The following is a 15,998-nucleotide window of genomic DNA, read 5'->3' as shown; positions in this document are numbered from 1 at the left end:
GCGTTTTTTTATTGTGCCTCAATCACCACAAAATCATGCGTAATCATAGCGCTTTTTGCCAGCATGATTGATGCAGAACAGTATTTTTCTGCAGATAATTTGATGGCTCTTTCTACTTGTTCAGGCTTTAAATCTTTACCGGTTACGGTGTAATGCAGATGAATCTTGGTAAAAACTTTAGGCTCGGTATCAGCGCGTTCAGCATCTACATCAACCACGCAATCTCTTACGTCAGCACGGCCTTTCTTCAGAATATGGATAACATCATAGGCGGAGCAGCCCGCCGTGCCCATCAGCACCATTTCCATAGGCCTGGGGCCTAAATTGCGGCCGCCGCCTTCGGGTGGGCCGTCCATCAGCACTGCATGACCTGATTCAGATTGAGCTAAAAAACTCACTTCTTCTACCCATTTAACGCGCACTTTCATCGGTGTTCTCCCTGTGTGTTGGGCATTTTAACGCATGATTTATGACCTATGCAGCATGCTTATTCTTGAGGCCCGTATTTTGCGTTGCAAAAAATGTCTTGTCATGGTTTATGTCTCACGCGATAATGGCCCTAACATCAGAGTGTTTTTTACTTTGTTGTTGTCTCCTCCATCCTCCTTTTTGGTGGGATTTCACGCAATCCAGATGGGTTGCGTTTTTTTTAGACTAGGCCTATTTTCGAAATGGGTAGTCACTAGATTTGACAAGTAATTGCGGGTACAGATATAATCCGCGACTTTCTCAAAATCGTAACGTGGAAGAGCAGTCATGAAAACCTTTTCTGCCAAACCGCACGAAGTTAAGCGCGAGTGGTTCGTTGTTGATGCTACCGATATGGTTCTCGGTCGTCTCGCGGCTGAAGTCGCTAAACGTCTGCGTGGCAAGCACAAAGCCGAGTACACCCCTCACGTAGACTGTGGTGACCACATCGTGGTGGTGAACGCAGACAAGATCCGCGTAACCGGCAACAAAGCAACAGATAAAATTTACTACCGCCACACTGGTCACCCAGGTGGTATTTACCAGCGCACCTTTTCCGAGATGCAAGAAAAATTCCCGGGTCGCGTGCTAGAAATGGCTGTTAAGGGCATGCTTCCAAAGGGTCCTCTCGGCTACGCTATGATCAAAAAGATGAAGGTTTATGCAGGTAGCGAACATCCGCACACCGCGCAACAACCTAAAGCTTTTTCTATCTAAGCGTTAACGCGTTTTCTACTAAGGAATTTGTATCATGGTAGGTAAATACTATTACGGTACCGGCCGTCGCAAGAGCGCAGTTGCTCGTGTGTTCGTTGCCAAGGGTAGCGGCAATATCATAGTCAACGGCAAGCCGGTTGATTCTTACTTTCCTCGCGAAACTAGTCGCATGGTCGTTCGCCAGCCTCTAGAACTGACCGCAAACCTCGAATCCTTCGACATTATGGTTAATGTTGTTGGTGGTGGTGAAACCGGCCAAGCCGGTGCGATCCGTCACGGTGTAACTCGTGCCCTGATTGAATTTGATGCAGCTCTTAAAGGCAGCCTCAAAGCAGCAGGTCTTGTTACTCGCGATGCTCGTGAAGTTGAACGTAAGAAAGTGGGTCTACACGGCGCTCGTCGTCGCAAACAGTTCTCCAAGCGTTAATTCGCTGGTACTGCTTTCTACAAAAGCCACCTTCGGGTGGCTTTTGTGTTATCTGGACATGGTAAATAGCTTACAAAGTTTGATCGAACAACTGGGTTTCCTTATATTTTCGTGAAATGTTTGGGCGAGTAGTGCCCTTTTTGTTTTAAGATTCGGCATACCTAACTAAAAGAGACGACACAGCATGATCAAGGTGGGGATTGTTGGCGGTACGGGCTATACCGGCGTAGAGCTATTACGTTTGTTGGCGCGTCATTCTGGTGTAAAACTGCAAGCCGTGACTTCGCGAAAAGAAGCAGGCATGAAAGTTGCCGAAATGTATCCAAGCTTGCGTGGCTGGGTAGATTTGGCTTTCTCTACCCCTGAAGAAGCCCGTCTTACTGAATGTGATGTGGTGTTTTTTGCAACGCCGAATGGCATTGCGATGCAGCAAGCTCGTGAGCTGCTCGATGCAGGCGTTAAAGTGATCGATTTGGCTGCGGATTACCGTATTAAAGATCTCGCCGAATGGTCTAAATGGTATGGCATGCAACATGCTTCGCCTGAGCTGGTCGAAGAAGCCGTATATGGCTTACCAGAAATTAATCGTGCTGCAATTAAAGGCGCGCGCCTGATTGCTAATCCAGGCTGCTACCCAACAGCGGTTCAACTTGGCTTTTTACCGCTGATTGAGGCGGGTGTTATTGATACGACTAGCCTGATCGCCGATTGTAAGTCGGGTGTATCGGGTGCTGGCCGCAAAGCCGAAGTGGGCGCCTTATTTGCCGAAGCTGGGGATAATTTTAAGGCTTATGGCGTGGCAGGGCATCGCCATTTACCAGAAATTCGTCAAGGCTTGGCGCGTGTTGCCGGGACCGATGTGGGTTTAACTTTCGTGCCGCATCTTACGCCACTGATTCGTGGCATTCATGCCACGCTTTACGCAAAAATCACTCAAGATGTGGATTTGCAAGCTTTGTTTGAGCAGCGCTATCACGGCGAGCAATTTGTTGATGTGCTGCCTGCTGGCTCGCATCCTGAAACCCGCTCTGTGCGTGGCGCGAATGTGTGCCGGATTGCAGTTCATCGCCCGCAAGGCGGCGATACGGTTGTGATCTTGTCGGCCATTGATAATCTGGTCAAAGGTGCGGCAGGGCAAGCCGTGCAAAATATGAATATCCTCTTCGATCTGCCTGAAGGCACAGGCCTCGATATCGTTCCCTTATTACCTTAAGTGCCACTCAAACGCTTTTATCGTTTGCAAAGAGCGCGGCTTACTGCCGCGCCTCTCTCGCTGCAGCCTGTGATTGGCTGGGGAAGCAGGTTGCTGCGGATTGTATTGCTGCTTTGTATAGCGGCCAGCTTGCTGGCGATTGGTACTTATTTGGGCTATCAGTACGCTTTTGATCGTAATGCAGTCAGCACGGCAGAAAAAATGCAGCGCTTAGCCAGCCAAAGTGAGCAACTAGGGTCGGGGCAAGCCAAGCTGCAGATGCTTGAGCAGCAAATTAAAATTGGTCAAGGCGAGCGAGATGGTTTGCTGCAAGCCTTGGGTGCTGCACAAAGCGAGCTGGCGGCGAAGCAAGAAACCCTGTCTTTTTTTGAATCGCTGCTGCAAAGTAATGATCGCAGCCGAGCTGTAAGTTTTAGCGCTTGTGAGCTGCAATCTATTGGTGGCGGGCGCTGGCGTTACCGATTGCTGCTGGTGCAAGGGACGGATCGCAGTACTGAGTTTGTCGGGCGCTTACAAGCCAGTGTGCAATATCAGGAGCAGGGTAAACGCCAAAATCTGCAGATTGAGCCCTTGCTCGTGAAGTTTAGCCATTATCTGCGTCAGGAGGGTGAGCTGACTTTACCAGCCAGCGTGCAGCCACAATTATTTGAAGCACGTATTTTTATGGAAGGTATCGACCCCGCAGGCGGGGAAAGCAAACCCATAAGAAACAAGGAAAAGCCTTTTGTTTCTTATGAGAATAACAAACAAGCTGTTGCCAGCTGCCAGAAAAAAGGAGGATGAGCGTGTTTAAAAGCAAAAAAGGTTCGACCAAAATAGATAGCCTGATTGGCCAGGGCACGACAGTGAGGGGCGATATTAGCTTTGCTGGTGGCTTAAGAATTGATGGCACAGTGATTGGCCGGGTTTCTGCCAGCGATCCAAAAAATGGTACTTTGGTGGTCAGTGAAAAAGCACGTATTGAAGGCAGCGTACAATGCTCCCATCTGATTCATAACGGCGAAATTGTTGGGCCGATTGAAGTAGCTCAATATGTTGAATTGCAAACCAAGGCGCGCATTACCGGTGACTTGAGTTATAAAACATTAGAAATGCATGCTGGAGCGATGATACAAGGCAAGCTGCTGCATTTAAGCAATGGCAAGCAGGAAGAAGTCGATCCGATCACCTTTCCGACTGTCTCGCAGCCTACCTGACTTAAACCTGTCTAGGGATGCTGGATTTTCTTGTAACCGGACTTCCCTTTATTCAGGGTGCTTAAGTCCAGTAGGCAGCTAAGATTGACCGCTGTAGTCTGCACGGTAGATAATACCTTATCCTTTTAGTCAACTATTCTTGGAGTGTCCCATGAACACTGTGACCGACATGCCAATCCCCTTTGTTTTCACTGATTCTGCTGCGGAAAAAGTCCGTGATCTGATTATCGAAGAAGGCAATCCGGATCTGAAATTACGTGTGTTTGTAACCGGCGGTGGCTGTTCTGGCTTCCAGTACGGATTTACTTTCGATGAAATTACCAATGAGGACGATACGCCCGTTGAAAAGAACGGTGTAACGCTCTTGGTCGATCCAATGAGCTATCAATATCTGGTTGGCGCCGAGATTGATTACGTTGAAAGCCTCGAAGGCTCGCAATTCACCATCAAAAACCCAAATGCATCGACCACTTGTGGTTGTGGTTCTTCATTCTCGGTTTAAGTTGGTCTGAATCCATAAAAGGAAGCTTGGCTTCCTTTTTTTTCGCCTGTTCCTTGCTGATCTTTAGCTAAGCCCTTGGCGCATAATAACTTCTCTGAACTCAAAGAAAAGTGATGTGTAGCTTGGTGCTGAGCTTGCGAAGCCCAATGTTTTCGCTGGTGTAGTTCCATACTACTGACTGATAATGAGCTTACTCAATGGGAGGGTAGGCATGTTTGAATCAGCGCAGTTGGGCCATAAAATTGATAAGAGTACTTATAAAGAGCAGGAGCCTTTATTGCGTGAAGCGCTGCTTGCGGTGCAATACCAATTAAAAGAGCAGTCTCATTTTCCTGTTGTGATTTTACTGGGCGGTGTGCCCACGGCAGGTAAGGCAGAAACGGCTAATTTATTACTCGAATGGCTGGATCCCCGCTTAATTGAGAGCCATGCTTTCGGGCTTAAAAGTGATGAAGAGCTGGCCAGGCCTGCCATGTGGCGCTATTGGCGCGCCTTGCCACCCAAAGGCAAAATTGCTCTGATGTTTGGCGGCTGGTATGCAGGGCCGATGTGGGATTATTTGCAAGGTGGTTATGCAGATCGCTTTGAGCATGAGGTGGAGCGCATTGCCCGCTTTGAAAAAATGCTGGCCGATGAAGGCGTGCTACTGCTGAAGTTCTGGCTGCATTTGCCGAAAGATGAGCTTAAAAAACGGATTAAAAAACTGGAAGCGGATGATCGCACTGCCTGGCGGGTCACCGCGCAAGATAAGCAGTTTTTAAAACATTATGATCAGATTATGCAAGCACAGCTTGCGATGGTGATGCGCACTAATCTGGCCGATGCGCCATGGCGAATCATTGAAGGCAGCGATGCTAATTATCGCTCGCTCACCGTAGGCAAGCAGATTGAAGAAGCCATCAAGCATCATCTTGCCCGGGCAACACCCAAGCAAAATCGTGTTGAAGCCGCACCTTTGCTGCCATCGATCGATGGCCTGCGTCTCTTGGATAAACTAGAATTAGATGGCGATTTAAGTAAGGCAGATTACGCAGTTAAGCTTGAAGAATTGCAAGGTCGTTTGAATCTGTTGACGCGTCATCCCAAGTTTAAAAACACCTCGGTTTCTTTGGTTTTTGAAGGCATGGACGCCGCAGGCAAGGGCGGCAGCATTCGGCGAATTACCGCTGCGCTGGATGCGCGTCAGTATCGGGTGGTTCCTATTGCAGCTCCGACAGAAGAAGAACGCGCCCAGCCTTATCTCTGGCGTTTCTGGCGGCACGTACCTCAGCATGGGCGGATGACTATTTTTGATCGCTCATGGTATGGCCGTGTGTTGGTTGAGCGAGTGGAAGGCTATGCGCCTCGTGCCGACTGGATGCGTGCTTATAACGAAATTAATGATTTTGAAGCAGAATTAGATGCCGCTAATAGCATTGTGCTGAAATTCTGGTTGGCAATTAGCAAGGAAGAGCAATTAAGGCGATTTGAAGAGCGTGAAAAAATTGAATTTAAACGTTTTAAAATCACCGATGAAGATTGGCGTAATCGGGAGAAATGGGATGAATATATCGTGGCAGCCAGCGATATGATTGATCGCACCAATACCCTGCATGCACCTTGGCATATGATAGGCGCTAATAATAAATATCAGGCCCGAATCAGTATTCTAGAAAAACTTTGTGAGGCTGTAGAGTCTCGTCTACAACGTAAGGATAAAAAATAATGAGCTTCAGTTTAAATACACCTTTAGATGCAAAAGCATGCGCACAATTATTTACCGAAGCCCGTACGCATAATGCCTGGCAAGAGCGCCCTGTGAGTGATGAGTTATTGCATCAGCTTTATGATTTATTAAAATGGGCGCCGACTTCGGCTAATGCTGCGCCAGCACGATTTATTTTTGTTAAATCAGCAGAGGCAAAGGCTAAATTATTGCCTAGCCTAAGCGAAGGCAATATTGAAAAAACCATGAGTGCGCCAGTGACGGTTATTGTTGCTTATGATTTAGAGTTTTATGAACAACTGCCCGCATTATTTCCACAAGCCGATGCAAAAAGCTGGTTTGCGGGTAATGAAGCCGCAATCACAAGTACGGCACAAAGAAACGGTAGCCTGCAAGGTGCATATTTAATGCTGGCTGCTCGCGCATTAGGCTTAGACTGCGGCCCTATGTCTGGTTTTGATTTGTCTAAAGTGGATGAGGCTTTCTTTGCGGGCAGCCAGTGGCGTTCTAATTTTCTGATTAATTTGGGCTATGGCGATACAGCTCAGCTTTACCCAAGAAACCCACGTTTGGATTTCTCGCAAGCTTGCCGGATTGAGTAAGAGATTTTCTTGTTTATAGAAACGCGAAGAAATGATCGGGGTTTTTATCTTTTTCGTGTTTCTACGCGATGATTTGTAATCAGTAATTAGTTTTTGGGAAAATAATGGCGGAATGGAGTGTTTGGAAGGCGTTGGAGCAAGCTCGGCAAAAAAAGCGCGATCTTGATCCCCTGTTTGCTCGGGCAGGTATTGCGCCTGAGCTGGCAACCATTGCAAATCGAATTGGTTTGGATTTAAAACGCGCTCCGCCTACCTTGCCTCTGCTCACTGGCGATAAAACACGTGATGCTGAAGCGATGGGCATGTATTACGAAGGCTATGCACGGCAGTATGAAGAAGCCTTTTATAAAGCAGAAAACTTACTGCGTTTTACTTGGGTGCCAGAGGCAGCGCCTATTGGCTCCCAAGTTTCTGCCGAAATTCTTCGTTTACGTGATCAGCTAAAAAACGAGCAGGGCAAAACGCCGGATTTCTCTAAGCTAGAAGGGTTGCTCTTTAATTATGTGCGCCTGGATCATCCGGAGTTAGAGCTTGCCCCAGATTTATTGTCTAATCGTCGCCGTGAGCTGACTGATGTGGCGGGTTATCCGCTCTTGGTTCAGCATGCGCACAGTGAAACACAAAATGACAGCGTGCCGCCTTTGCTGAGTGAAGCATTTAAAATTCAGTTAAGCGAGCATTTACAGCGTTATTTAGCTTCTCCTTGGCTGCACTGCCCCTTGATTACTCAGTGGTATGTCACCCTTGCTCTGGATACGGGGCTGGCGCGTAAAAAGCATGATGCGCTGGATGATCAGCTAACCGCTTCTTTGCTAAAGCGCCGCTGGCCATCGCTGTCTAACTGGATGCCACAGTTCGAATTTGCTGATCAGTGTTGGTATGTGTCTTTATCACTGCTGGCGCTGGTCAGCTTGTTTATGGAATGGTGGTGGCTTGCGGCACCGATGGTGATCTGGCTGCATTTATCACTGGGCGCGCATCGGCGGGAAAGAAAAGAAGTAGAAGACCGGCGTGCTTTTTTATTAGGTCAGGCACAGATGCTTAAAAGAACACGTGATCGATTTGGAGTTGGGCTCATTTCCTTAGAAAAACTGGCTTTCCAGTTACGGCATTGGGACGAGAAGGGCGAGTATTTTGAGCCTCAGCTCTTTGATTTGCTTGCTTTACACCAGCATGAGGCCTGATGGTGCAGGTTTTTTTGTTTGCAAGAGGTGCTCGCGCATTTAGAGGTATGGTGGTTTATGCACCTTACATCAGCCGCCCGGATGTTAAAGCTGACATTCCTATAGAACGATCGTACAATAACGACACAGATTCTTCTTGGATTACATCGTGTACGCTCAGCGCAAGATCATCCATATTGATTGCGATTGCTTTTACGCCGCAGTAGAAATGCGCGATCAACCTGCGCTCTGCGATGTGCCTCTGGCGATTGGTGGTGAAGCTGATCGGCGTGGTGTGATTGCCACGTGTAATTATCCGGCACGCAAGTTTGGTGTGCACTCGGCGATGTCGACTTATCGAGCACAGCAACTGTGCCCTCAGCTCGTTTTACTTCCCCCTGATTTCCCTCGTTATCGTGCCGCATCACAAGCGATGCGCGCTATTTTTGCCGATTACACAGACAATATTGAACCCTTGTCCTTGGATGAAGCTTATTTAGATGTAACGGGGCTGCCGCATTGTCAGGGCAGTGCCTCACGCATGGCGCTGGAAATTAGAGAACGTATTGCCAAAGAAGTCGGCATTACGGCCAGTGCAGGCATTGCCCCAAATAAACTCTTAGCCAAAATCGCTAGCGATTGGCATAAGCCCAACGGGCAGTTTGTGATCCGCCCGCAGGATGTCGATGCTTTTATGCCTAGCTTACCGCTTAAAAAGCTCTGGGGTGTAGGCAAGGTCACTGCTGCCCGTTTGGCAAGGCAGGGTGCGCATTGTTGTGCCGATTTACAGGGCTGGCCCTTGGAGCGATTGCTGCGAGAATTCGGTAAATTTGGCAGCCAGTTGTTTGAGCAGTGCCGAGGGATAGATTTGCGCCCTGTTGCCACTGATGAGCGGCGAAAATCATTATCGGTCGAAAACACCTTTGATCATGACCTGCCTGATTTAGCATCTTGTTATGCGGTCTTGCCTGCTTTAGTGGGCGATTGGCAGCAGCGTATGCAGCGCGCCATCGGCGAACGCCAGCATAAAGCTTTCGTAAAAATAAAATTCAGTGATTTTAGCCAAACCACGGTGGAGTGCATTTGCCCGCATCCATCTATAGAAACCTTTAGCCTTTTGTTGGCTGAAGGTTTTGAGCGGGGCAAAAAGCCCGTGAGGCTCTTGGGTGTGGGGGCAAGATTTGAAGAGGTCAGAGTGCAGCCAGAGCAGCTTTGCTTATGGCCTGCGTGATGGGGGATCACCATATTTCTGCTTAAAAAATAAGCAGATTAGCAAGCTGCTTCAGCTCGCCTTGATAGAGAGCTAAACCTTGAACCACAGAGTAAAATGAGACCACAGAGAAAACCATAAAATCTATTGTTTACTCTGTGAAACTCTGCGTTCTTTGTGGTTCAATATTTTGGTGGCTTAGCTTTAAGCTAAAGCATCTTTATCACTCAGAAAAAACAATGCCAGCTTCGCTTGTTGACTCGCTGATATGGCAAGCAAACAAGCGTAAGCGAACAAATTTCAGTTGCCTATTTAGCCAGCGCCTTTTGTTTTTCCAGCATACGGCGTTTGATTTCTGCGATGGCGACAACGGTGGCTTTTTCACCTTCTAATATGGCGACGTTTTTCTGGTCGAAATCAGCGGCACCAATCTTGCCCACTTTGGGGCGAATAATAAAATCTGCGCGGATCATTTCTTGTTCGCCTAGCTTTTGGCCCATGATCATGACGGCTTGATTCACTATCCCAAGCATGCTGTTCGGTGTGTTGCTGCCATTGGCTTTGGATGAAATATCAACGGCGATAATAAAATCAGCGCCTAGCTCTTTGGCTGCATCAACCGGTACAGGGCTGATGACGCCACCGTCCACATAGCGACGGCCAGCAATCATTACCGGCTCAAATACACCGGGAATACTAGATGAGGCGCGCACTGCTTGGCCGGTGTTGCCACGTGCAAACGAAATACGCGTGCCGGTATCTAGCTCGGTTGCGACTGCCGAAAAAGGCTTGTTGAGCTTATCTAAGGGGCGGTTATCAACCAGTTTATTGACGTAATCTTGTAGTTTTTGCCCTTTCACTAAGCCACCGGATAGCAGGCTTAAGTCGCGGATTTGCGATTCATCTAGGCCAAATGCACGTTCTTGCAGGGTGAAGCCATCCATTCCCGAAGCGTAAAGTGCGCCAACCACGCTGCCGGCACTCGTGCCTGAAACCACATCTGGCACAATGCCGTTGGCTTCCAGCATTTTAATCACGCCAATATGGGCAAAGCCTTTGGCGGCTCCGCCTCCGAGGGCTAGACCAATTTTAAGTTTTGGGAGTGGTTTAGGCGCAGCAGGTGGGTTGCTGGTACACGCGGCTAAAAAGCTCAGGGTGATTAAGCTGGCAAACAGTTTTTTCATACGATTTTCTCCAAGGCGATGACGTAGGCCGTTTGCCCATCGCAGCGCCATTTTATGTCGAATTGATAGAGTCTTACGCCATAGATACGGTCTGCATCGTTTGCATAGGCGGGGCGTGGATCTTGTTTTAATACATCTTCAATCAGCGCACGCAGCTCTGGCTTCATGTGGATTGCCGCTTCAGGGCTAAAAACAACCGCGAGTTCTGGTGGCGGGCTGTTCGCAAAGCCACCTTGTGCATCGGGGATGCTTTCAGCGTAAGGAATATAAGGCTTGATATCTAAAATAGGCGTGCCATCTACTAAATCAATGCCTTTAAATGTGAGGGTGACGCCAGATTGGGTGTCGACTTTAATGAGCTCGACTAAAGACAAGCCAATTGGATTAGGCCGAAACGGTGAGCGGCTGGCAAAAACGCCAATGCGCGTATTACCACCTAGCCGAGGCGGGCGCACCGTGGGCTTCCAGTCTGTGGCGCTTTGGTGAAACACAAAGGTAAGCCAGACATGGGAGAACGCCTCCAGGCCGCGTACGGCTTCGGCACGGTTATAAGGTGGTTGCAGCTTAAGTACGCCTAAGGCGTTGGGGGCTAGGCTGGGCTGGCGTGGAATACCAAATTTATCTGCAAAGGGAGTGGCCAAGTAGCCGATGGGCTGAAAGGTAAAACTGCTCACGCTGGCGTCCACAAAGAGTCAAAAAAAAAGCGGGGCCGAAGCCCCGCTGGATTATATGCGAAAGTGTCTTTTGCTTTACAGATTATGTACCCAGATCACGCCTATCATAATTGGCGCAACGATGGCACAAATACCACGGAAAGCAGGGATCCAGCGCCCGCCACCATTGCTGAGTAGCTCACTATGGATGCGTGGCCAAATCGTCCAACCCGCGAAGATGGCAACTAAAATGCCGCCTGCAGGCATCATGATGTTGGATGTTGCGTAGTCCATCAGATCAAACGCTGTTTTGCCAAATAACTTGCTCTCTGCCATGGTGCCAAATGAGAGTGCCGCCGGGATGCTGGCGATAAAGACGGCAACGGTAGTGATATAAGCCGCGCGGCGACGTTCCCAGCCAAACTCATCGATAAAGTAGCTAACAATCGGCTCAACAATCGATACCGATGAGGTGAGCGCTGCAAATAACAGCAGCAAGAAGAAGGCAATCGCCCATGCTTGGCCAAATGGCATTTGCGCAAAGATGGCTGGCATGGTGATAAACGTCAGGCCGGGGCCAGCTGCTGGGTCAACGCCAAAAGCAAATACGGCAGGTAGAACCATAAAGCCCGCTAAGACGCTAGCTAAGGTGGCTAAGATAGAAATCCACAGTGTTGCACCGGCTAGATTGGTTTCTTTATCTACATAAGAGCCATAGGAAATAATAATCCCCATGCCCAGAGACAGTGAGAAGAAAGCCAGCCCAAGGGCATCAACCACCATGGCAGAAGTTAGCTTACTAAAATCTGGGGTAATAAAGTAGCGAACGCCTTCCCATGCACCGGGCAGGGTAAGCGAGCGGGCAATCAACACCAGCATTAAGATAAATAGCGCAGGCATTAGCACCTTACTCATGCGCTCAATGCCTTTTTGTACTCCGCCTAATACAACGGCAACGGTTACGCCTAGAAATATGGCGGTATAAAACAAGGAGCTGGCAGGGTCAGCAATAAAGTGCGTAAAGGCGGCACCGAGTGCTTTAGTATCTTGCCCCAGCGCTTCGCCAGTAATGGATTTACCAATGTAAGCAATCACCCATCCGCCGACCACGCTGTAGTAAGCCATCACAATAAAAATACACAGTACAGATAAGCGCCCAGCCCAAGGCCAGAGACCGCCTTTTAAATCACGGAACGCCGTGGTTGCAGAGCGATTGGCTGCGCGGCCAATCACCATTTCTGCGAGAAGAAGCGCGATACCGACGGTGAAAACGCAGGCAAGATAGGCCAGCAGGAACACACCGCCACCATTTTTACCTGCTACATAGGGGAATTTCCAGATGGCACCTAGGCCAACTGCGGAGCCAGAAGCGGCCAGAATAAAGCCGAGGCGAGAGCCCCAATTTGCACGAGACATAGATCATTTTCCGAAATAATTGCTGCTGAAAAAAAGGACATAGAACTACCCCGTCATTTTTTTGAAAGACAGATTTCGAAAAGATGGCATCAATAAGCTGATTTGCTGAAAGGCTATCTTTATAAATCAAAAAAGGCTTATGGCTTTTGGTGATTTAATGGGTAAGTTTGCATTTAACCTGACTTGTTATTTTTTATCTTCATTGAATAGTTACTTGATTGTTTCTATTTATTCTTTATGCGTGTATGGCTGACTTGGGATTGATTGTGTCCGCGCAATGAATAAAAAGAAGGGGGAGGGGAGTTTTTGACTTGCCAAGCTAGAAACAAGACGCGACACTAGCCGCTCTTTTGTGAGGTAGCCATGTCATTTTATTTTCGCCCCGATAATGTCCCTGAGCTTGATGGCCTAAGCCGTTGGGAGCAACGTGTTTTGCTGCGCGGCACATTTTTAAAAGAACGCGCCATGTCAACGTTAGTCTTGCTCGTCGTGGTGATTGCCAGCGTGCAATTTGTAATCAATCCTGTTTTGGCTTCTGTTTGGCCTAATTTCCAAAATAATAGTATTCCCTATGCGGGCGTACTGGTCGTTTGGTTATTGCTTCTGATGTGGCTACGCGATGTGGTGATGATGAATATATTGCGCCCTAAAATTGCAATTAAACGTGCTGAGAAAGCCAATGTGGCGATTCCTCCTACTGCTTAGTTGTGCCGTGTCGGCACGGGCCGCCACCATTGCCGTTGATGTTGGCCATTATCTGGCTGCGCCTGGTGCAACGAGTGCTTATGGGGTGAGCGAGTTTAGTTATAACTTAGCGCTCGCTCGCCAAGTAGAAAGCACCTTGCAGGCGGCAGGTCATAAGGTGATTCTCATTAATGCGGATGGGCGGATGCGTGAATTACGCGCTCGGGTACAGGCCGCAGCCTCGGCTGATTTACTGATTTCTATCCATCATGATTCGGTTCAGCCGCAGTATTTACAAATATGGGATGTAGCAGGCAAGAGCCAGCGCTATGCGGATCAATTTAGTGGCTATTCATTATTTGTCCACTCGCAAGCCCCGCAGTTTAGCCGCTCTCTGGCCTGTGCCCAGGCGATGTCGCAATCCTTGCTTGCTCAGGGGTTTAAGCCGACTAACCATCATGCTCCAGGTATTGCAGGGGAAGAGCGTGTGCAGCTGGATCCTCGCTTAGGTATTTATGATGCAGATTTTGTTGTAGTGCGCCTTGGCAAAGTTCCCGCTGTTTTGTTTGAAGCGGGGGTGATTGTGAATCGCGCCGAAGCGCTTACTTTGCAAGAGCCTGCGACTCAAACCCACATGGCCGAAGCCGTTTTAAAGGGCCTTGCCTGCCTAAAGTAAGCTGGAAGTCCCTGTTCTTTTGCGAAATGTTTATGCAAGGTTGGCACAGGGGCGGGTCTATCGTCTAAAATCTCCTCTTTGTTTTTTAATGAACTCGGTTGCCGCCATGCGCACGTCACAATTTTATTTCTCAACTTTAAAAGAAGCGCCTTCCGAGGCCGAACTGATCTCGCACAAGCTAATGCTGCGCGCAGGTTTAATTAAGCGCCTTGGATCAGGCCTCTATACATGGATGCCGCTGGGTTTGCGCGTACTGCGTAAAGTTGAAGCCGTGATCCGCGATGAAATGAATAAAGCGGGCGCGCAAGAAATGTTAATGCCTGCCGTGCAGCCTGCAGAATTGTGGCAAGAAACCGGTCGCTGGGATGTGTTTGGCCCGCAAATGCTGAAAATCACTGATCGTCATGAGCGCCAGTTTTGTTTTGGCCCAACACACGAAGAAGTGATTACCGATATCGCCCGCTCAGAATTACGCAGCTATAAGCAATTGCCGGTGAGTTTTTACCAGATTCAGACTAAATTCCGCGATGAAATCCGCCCGCGTTTTGGCGTGATGCGTGCGCGTGAATTCACGATGAAAGATGCTTATTCTTTCCATGCCAACTTTGAGTCGTTGCAAGCCACTTACGGTGCGATGTATCAAAGCTACTCCAATGTATTTACTCGTCTAGGCTTGAAATTCCGTGCCGTGGCGGCCGATACTGGCGCAATTGGTGGTTCTGGCAGCCATGAGTTCCATGTGTTGGCGGATGCGGGCGAAGATTTATTGGCCTATTGCCCAGATTCAGATTACGCAGCCAATACTGAGCTGGCCGAAGCCTTTGCGCCAGCCGAGCCACGCCGTGCACCAAGCGAAGCGATGCGTGATGTCGATACTCCGAAGCAAACTTCTTGCGAAGCCGTTGCTGCACTCATGGATATCAGCATTGATCGCACCGTTAAATTACTGGCCTTGATGACCTCTACCAATGAGCTAGTCATTGCCTTGCTGCGTGGTGATCACAGTCTGAATGAAGTGAAGCTGGCTAAGGTTGAAGGCATGGCTGATTTTCGCTTTGCCAGTGATGAAGAAATCCGTGCCGCTTTTAATTGCCCACCGGGTTTTCTTGGGCCGGTCGGTATTCCAGCTGGCGTGCGTGTGATTGCAGATCGCACCGTTGCCGCAATGAGCGATTTCGTTTGTGGCGCAAACAAGCCGAAATTCCACTTGGCAGGGGTTAACTTTGGCCGTGATCTGCCAGAGCCAAATATCGTTGCCGATATTCGTAATGTTGTGAATGGCGATGCAAGCCCGGACGGCAAAGGCACATTAGAAATCTGCCGTGGTATCGAAGTGGGTCATATCTTCCAACTGCGCACCACTTATGCAGAAAAGATGAAGTGTCAGTTTACCGATGCAGATGGTTCGCTAAAAACCATGGAAATGGGCTGCTATGGGATCGGTGTGTCGCGCATCGTTGCTGCTGCTATTGAGCAAAATCATGATGAACGTGGGATTAAATATCCGGCAGCGATTGCACCATTTACCGTTGCGATTGTGCCTATGGGTTATCACCGCTCAGAAACCATCAAAGCTGCGGCCGATGCGCTGTATGCCGAGTTTGTTGCTGCAGGCGTTGATGTCTTGCTCGATGATAGAAACGAGCGCCCGGGATCGATGTTTGCTGACATGGAACTCATCGGCATTCCGCATCGCATTACCATTGGTGAAAAAGGCTTGGCTGAAGGCATGGTTGAATACATCGCCCGTGCCGGTGGCGAGATGGAGAAAATCGCTTTAGCCGATGTAGTTCGCGTTCTTGGCGAAAAGTAATATGTAGTTATCAAGAAAAAGCGCTGTATATAATACAGCGCTTTTTTTGTATCCATTGCATGGAGAGAGGCGTGGCAGCCACATAGTTTGTATGTTTCTTGGCTTTTTCATGCGTGGTGCTGCCATTTTTGTTCGTTTAAGCGCCGTCTGCGGAAGCGGGACGTTGATGTGAATAAGAAATCCAACAAATTAGTAATCTATCAAATCAAATGCTTACATCATTACTGCGCTTTTATTGTACGGTAGTGGTTGACCGATGCGGCCTAGAGCCGTATATTTCGGCCTCTCGCTGCAGCACACACAGCAACACGGTGTTCGAGCCGCAGCGAATGATCTTTAAAAAAATACAGTCGATGAGTGTGAGTGCTT

At 48.7% G+C, this 15,998-nt stretch carries 17 protein-coding genes; 13 read left to right on the top strand and 4 right to left on the bottom strand.

The features are described 5' to 3' along the window. Positions 1–8 precede the first annotated feature (8 nt). The gene (locus tag ACFQNF_RS10450) at positions 9–428 is read right to left on the bottom strand and encodes an OsmC family protein (protein WP_380187933.1); all 420 of its coding nucleotides are present in this window, start codon (positions 426–428) and stop codon (positions 9–11) included. Between the two features lie 328 nt (positions 429–756). Here ACFQNF_RS10450 and rplM point away from each other — a divergent pair, with 328 nt between their 5' ends. The 10 genes from rplM (at position 757) to dinB (ending at position 9,224) form a co-directional block, all read left to right on the top strand. Next, positions 757–1,185, top strand: coding sequence for a 50S ribosomal protein L13 (gene rplM / locus ACFQNF_RS10445; protein WP_046352175.1), 429 nt, complete (start codon positions 757–759; stop codon positions 1,183–1,185). A gap of 34 nt (positions 1,186–1,219) precedes the next feature. Next, complete coding sequence (gene rpsI / locus ACFQNF_RS10440; RefSeq protein ID WP_046352176.1) at positions 1,220–1,612, top strand: 30S ribosomal protein S9; 393 nt, start codon at positions 1,220–1,222, stop codon at positions 1,610–1,612. Positions 1,613–1,796: 184 nt separating this feature from the next. Further along, positions 1,797–2,825, top strand: a complete 1,029-nt coding sequence (gene argC / locus ACFQNF_RS10435) for an N-acetyl-gamma-glutamyl-phosphate reductase (protein ID WP_046352177.1) — start codon at positions 1,797–1,799, stop codon at positions 2,823–2,825. A 90-nt stretch (positions 2,826–2,915) separates the two neighbouring features. Next, a complete protein-coding gene (locus ACFQNF_RS10430; protein WP_380187932.1) occupies positions 2,916–3,608 on the top strand; it encodes a DUF6776 family protein in 693 nt (230 codons plus the stop codon). Positions 3,609–3,610: 2 nt separating this feature from the next. Further along, a complete protein-coding gene (locus tag ACFQNF_RS10425; protein ID WP_380187931.1) occupies positions 3,611–4,021 on the top strand; it encodes a bactofilin family protein in 411 nt (136 codons plus the stop codon). A 151-nt stretch (positions 4,022–4,172) separates the two neighbouring features. Continuing rightward, on the top strand, positions 4,173–4,523 hold the full coding sequence (gene erpA / locus ACFQNF_RS10420) for an iron-sulfur cluster insertion protein ErpA (RefSeq protein WP_046352180.1): 351 nt from the start codon (positions 4,173–4,175) through the stop codon (positions 4,521–4,523). 211 nt (positions 4,524–4,734) lie between these two features. Then, the gene (gene pap, locus ACFQNF_RS10415; RefSeq protein WP_380187930.1) at positions 4,735–6,228 is read left to right on the top strand and encodes a polyphosphate:AMP phosphotransferase; all 1,494 of its coding nucleotides are present in this window, start codon (positions 4,735–4,737) and stop codon (positions 6,226–6,228) included. Next, complete coding sequence (locus tag ACFQNF_RS10410; RefSeq protein ID WP_380187929.1) at positions 6,228–6,830, top strand: malonic semialdehyde reductase; 603 nt, start codon at positions 6,228–6,230, stop codon at positions 6,828–6,830. The genes pap and ACFQNF_RS10410 overlap by 1 nt, the downstream gene beginning before the upstream one ends. A gap of 104 nt (positions 6,831–6,934) precedes the next feature. Continuing rightward, a complete protein-coding gene (locus tag ACFQNF_RS10405; protein WP_380187928.1) occupies positions 6,935–8,014 on the top strand; it encodes a hypothetical protein in 1,080 nt (359 codons plus the stop codon). 136 nt (positions 8,015–8,150) lie between these two features. Beyond that, on the top strand, positions 8,151–9,224 hold the full coding sequence (dinB, locus tag ACFQNF_RS10400) for a DNA polymerase IV (RefSeq protein ID WP_380187927.1): 1,074 nt from the start codon (positions 8,151–8,153) through the stop codon (positions 9,222–9,224). Between the two features lie 287 nt (positions 9,225–9,511). Here dinB and ACFQNF_RS10395 read toward each other — a convergent pair whose 3' ends face one another. The 3 genes from ACFQNF_RS10395 to ACFQNF_RS10385 all read right to left on the bottom strand — a co-directional run bounded on the left by ACFQNF_RS10395 (position 9,512) and on the right by ACFQNF_RS10385 (position 12,456). Beyond that, the gene (locus ACFQNF_RS10395; RefSeq protein WP_380187926.1) at positions 9,512–10,387 is read right to left on the bottom strand and encodes a patatin-like phospholipase family protein; all 876 of its coding nucleotides are present in this window, start codon (positions 10,385–10,387) and stop codon (positions 9,512–9,514) included. After that, positions 10,384–11,061: a tRNA (N6-threonylcarbamoyladenosine(37)-N6)-methyltransferase TrmO gene (gene tsaA, locus ACFQNF_RS10390; RefSeq protein WP_380187925.1), complete on the bottom strand. Its 678-nt coding sequence runs from the start codon at positions 11,059–11,061 to the stop codon at positions 10,384–10,386. Before tsaA ends, ACFQNF_RS10395 begins: the two co-directional genes overlap by 4 nt. 75 nt (positions 11,062–11,136) lie before the next feature. Further along, positions 11,137–12,456: a sodium-dependent transporter gene (locus ACFQNF_RS10385; RefSeq protein ID WP_380187924.1), complete on the bottom strand. Its 1,320-nt coding sequence runs from the start codon at positions 12,454–12,456 to the stop codon at positions 11,137–11,139. A 363-nt stretch (positions 12,457–12,819) separates the two neighbouring features. Between ACFQNF_RS10385 and ACFQNF_RS10380 the strand changes: the two genes are divergently transcribed. The 3 genes from ACFQNF_RS10380 (at position 12,820) to ACFQNF_RS10370 (ending at position 15,629) form a co-directional block, all read left to right on the top strand. Beyond that, a complete protein-coding gene (locus ACFQNF_RS10380; protein ID WP_380187923.1) occupies positions 12,820–13,161 on the top strand; it encodes a hypothetical protein in 342 nt (113 codons plus the stop codon). Continuing rightward, positions 13,136–13,816, top strand: a complete 681-nt coding sequence (locus ACFQNF_RS10375) for an N-acetylmuramoyl-L-alanine amidase family protein (protein ID WP_380187922.1) — start codon at positions 13,136–13,138, stop codon at positions 13,814–13,816. The genes ACFQNF_RS10380 and ACFQNF_RS10375 overlap by 26 nt, the downstream gene beginning before the upstream one ends. 106 nt (positions 13,817–13,922) lie before the next feature. After that, the gene (locus ACFQNF_RS10370; RefSeq protein WP_380187921.1) at positions 13,923–15,629 is read left to right on the top strand and encodes a proline--tRNA ligase; all 1,707 of its coding nucleotides are present in this window, start codon (positions 13,923–13,925) and stop codon (positions 15,627–15,629) included. Positions 15,630–15,998 lie beyond the last annotated feature (369 nt).

Source organism: Iodobacter arcticus, from assembly GCF_042664895.1.
GTDB classification, from domain to species: Bacteria; Pseudomonadota; Gammaproteobacteria; order Burkholderiales; family Chitinibacteraceae; genus Iodobacter; species Iodobacter arcticus.
The sequence above is the reverse complement of the archived record's forward strand: the minus strand, read 5'-3'. Positions and strand labels throughout refer to the sequence as shown.

Bases quoted from the DNA above. Each gene is read 5' to 3' on its own strand.
- ACFQNF_RS10450 (WP_380187933.1), bottom strand. From the start codon at position 428: ATGAAAGTGCGCGTTAAATGGGTAGAAGAAGTGAGTTTTTTAGCTCAA.
- rplM (WP_046352175.1), top strand. From the start codon at position 757: ATGAAAACCTTTTCTGCCAAACCGCACGAAGTTAAGCGCGAGTGGTTC.
- rpsI (WP_046352176.1), top strand. From the start codon at position 1,220: ATGGTAGGTAAATACTATTACGGTACCGGCCGTCGCAAGAGCGCAGTT.
- argC (WP_046352177.1), top strand. From the start codon at position 1,797: ATGATCAAGGTGGGGATTGTTGGCGGTACGGGCTATACCGGCGTAGAG.
- erpA (WP_046352180.1), top strand. From the start codon at position 4,173: ATGAACACTGTGACCGACATGCCAATCCCCTTTGTTTTCACTGATTCT.
- pap (WP_380187930.1), top strand. From the start codon at position 4,735: ATGTTTGAATCAGCGCAGTTGGGCCATAAAATTGATAAGAGTACTTAT.
- ACFQNF_RS10410 (WP_380187929.1), top strand. From the start codon at position 6,228: ATGAGCTTCAGTTTAAATACACCTTTAGATGCAAAAGCATGCGCACAA.
- ACFQNF_RS10405 (WP_380187928.1), top strand. From the start codon at position 6,935: ATGGCGGAATGGAGTGTTTGGAAGGCGTTGGAGCAAGCTCGGCAAAAA.
- ACFQNF_RS10395 (WP_380187926.1), bottom strand. From the start codon at position 10,387: ATGAAAAAACTGTTTGCCAGCTTAATCACCCTGAGCTTTTTAGCCGCG.
- ACFQNF_RS10385 (WP_380187924.1), bottom strand. From the start codon at position 12,456: ATGTCTCGTGCAAATTGGGGCTCTCGCCTCGGCTTTATTCTGGCCGCT.
- ACFQNF_RS10380 (WP_380187923.1), top strand. From the start codon at position 12,820: ATGTCATTTTATTTTCGCCCCGATAATGTCCCTGAGCTTGATGGCCTA.
- ACFQNF_RS10375 (WP_380187922.1), top strand. From the start codon at position 13,136: ATGTGGCGATTCCTCCTACTGCTTAGTTGTGCCGTGTCGGCACGGGCC.
- ACFQNF_RS10370 (WP_380187921.1), top strand. From the start codon at position 13,923: ATGCGCACGTCACAATTTTATTTCTCAACTTTAAAAGAAGCGCCTTCC.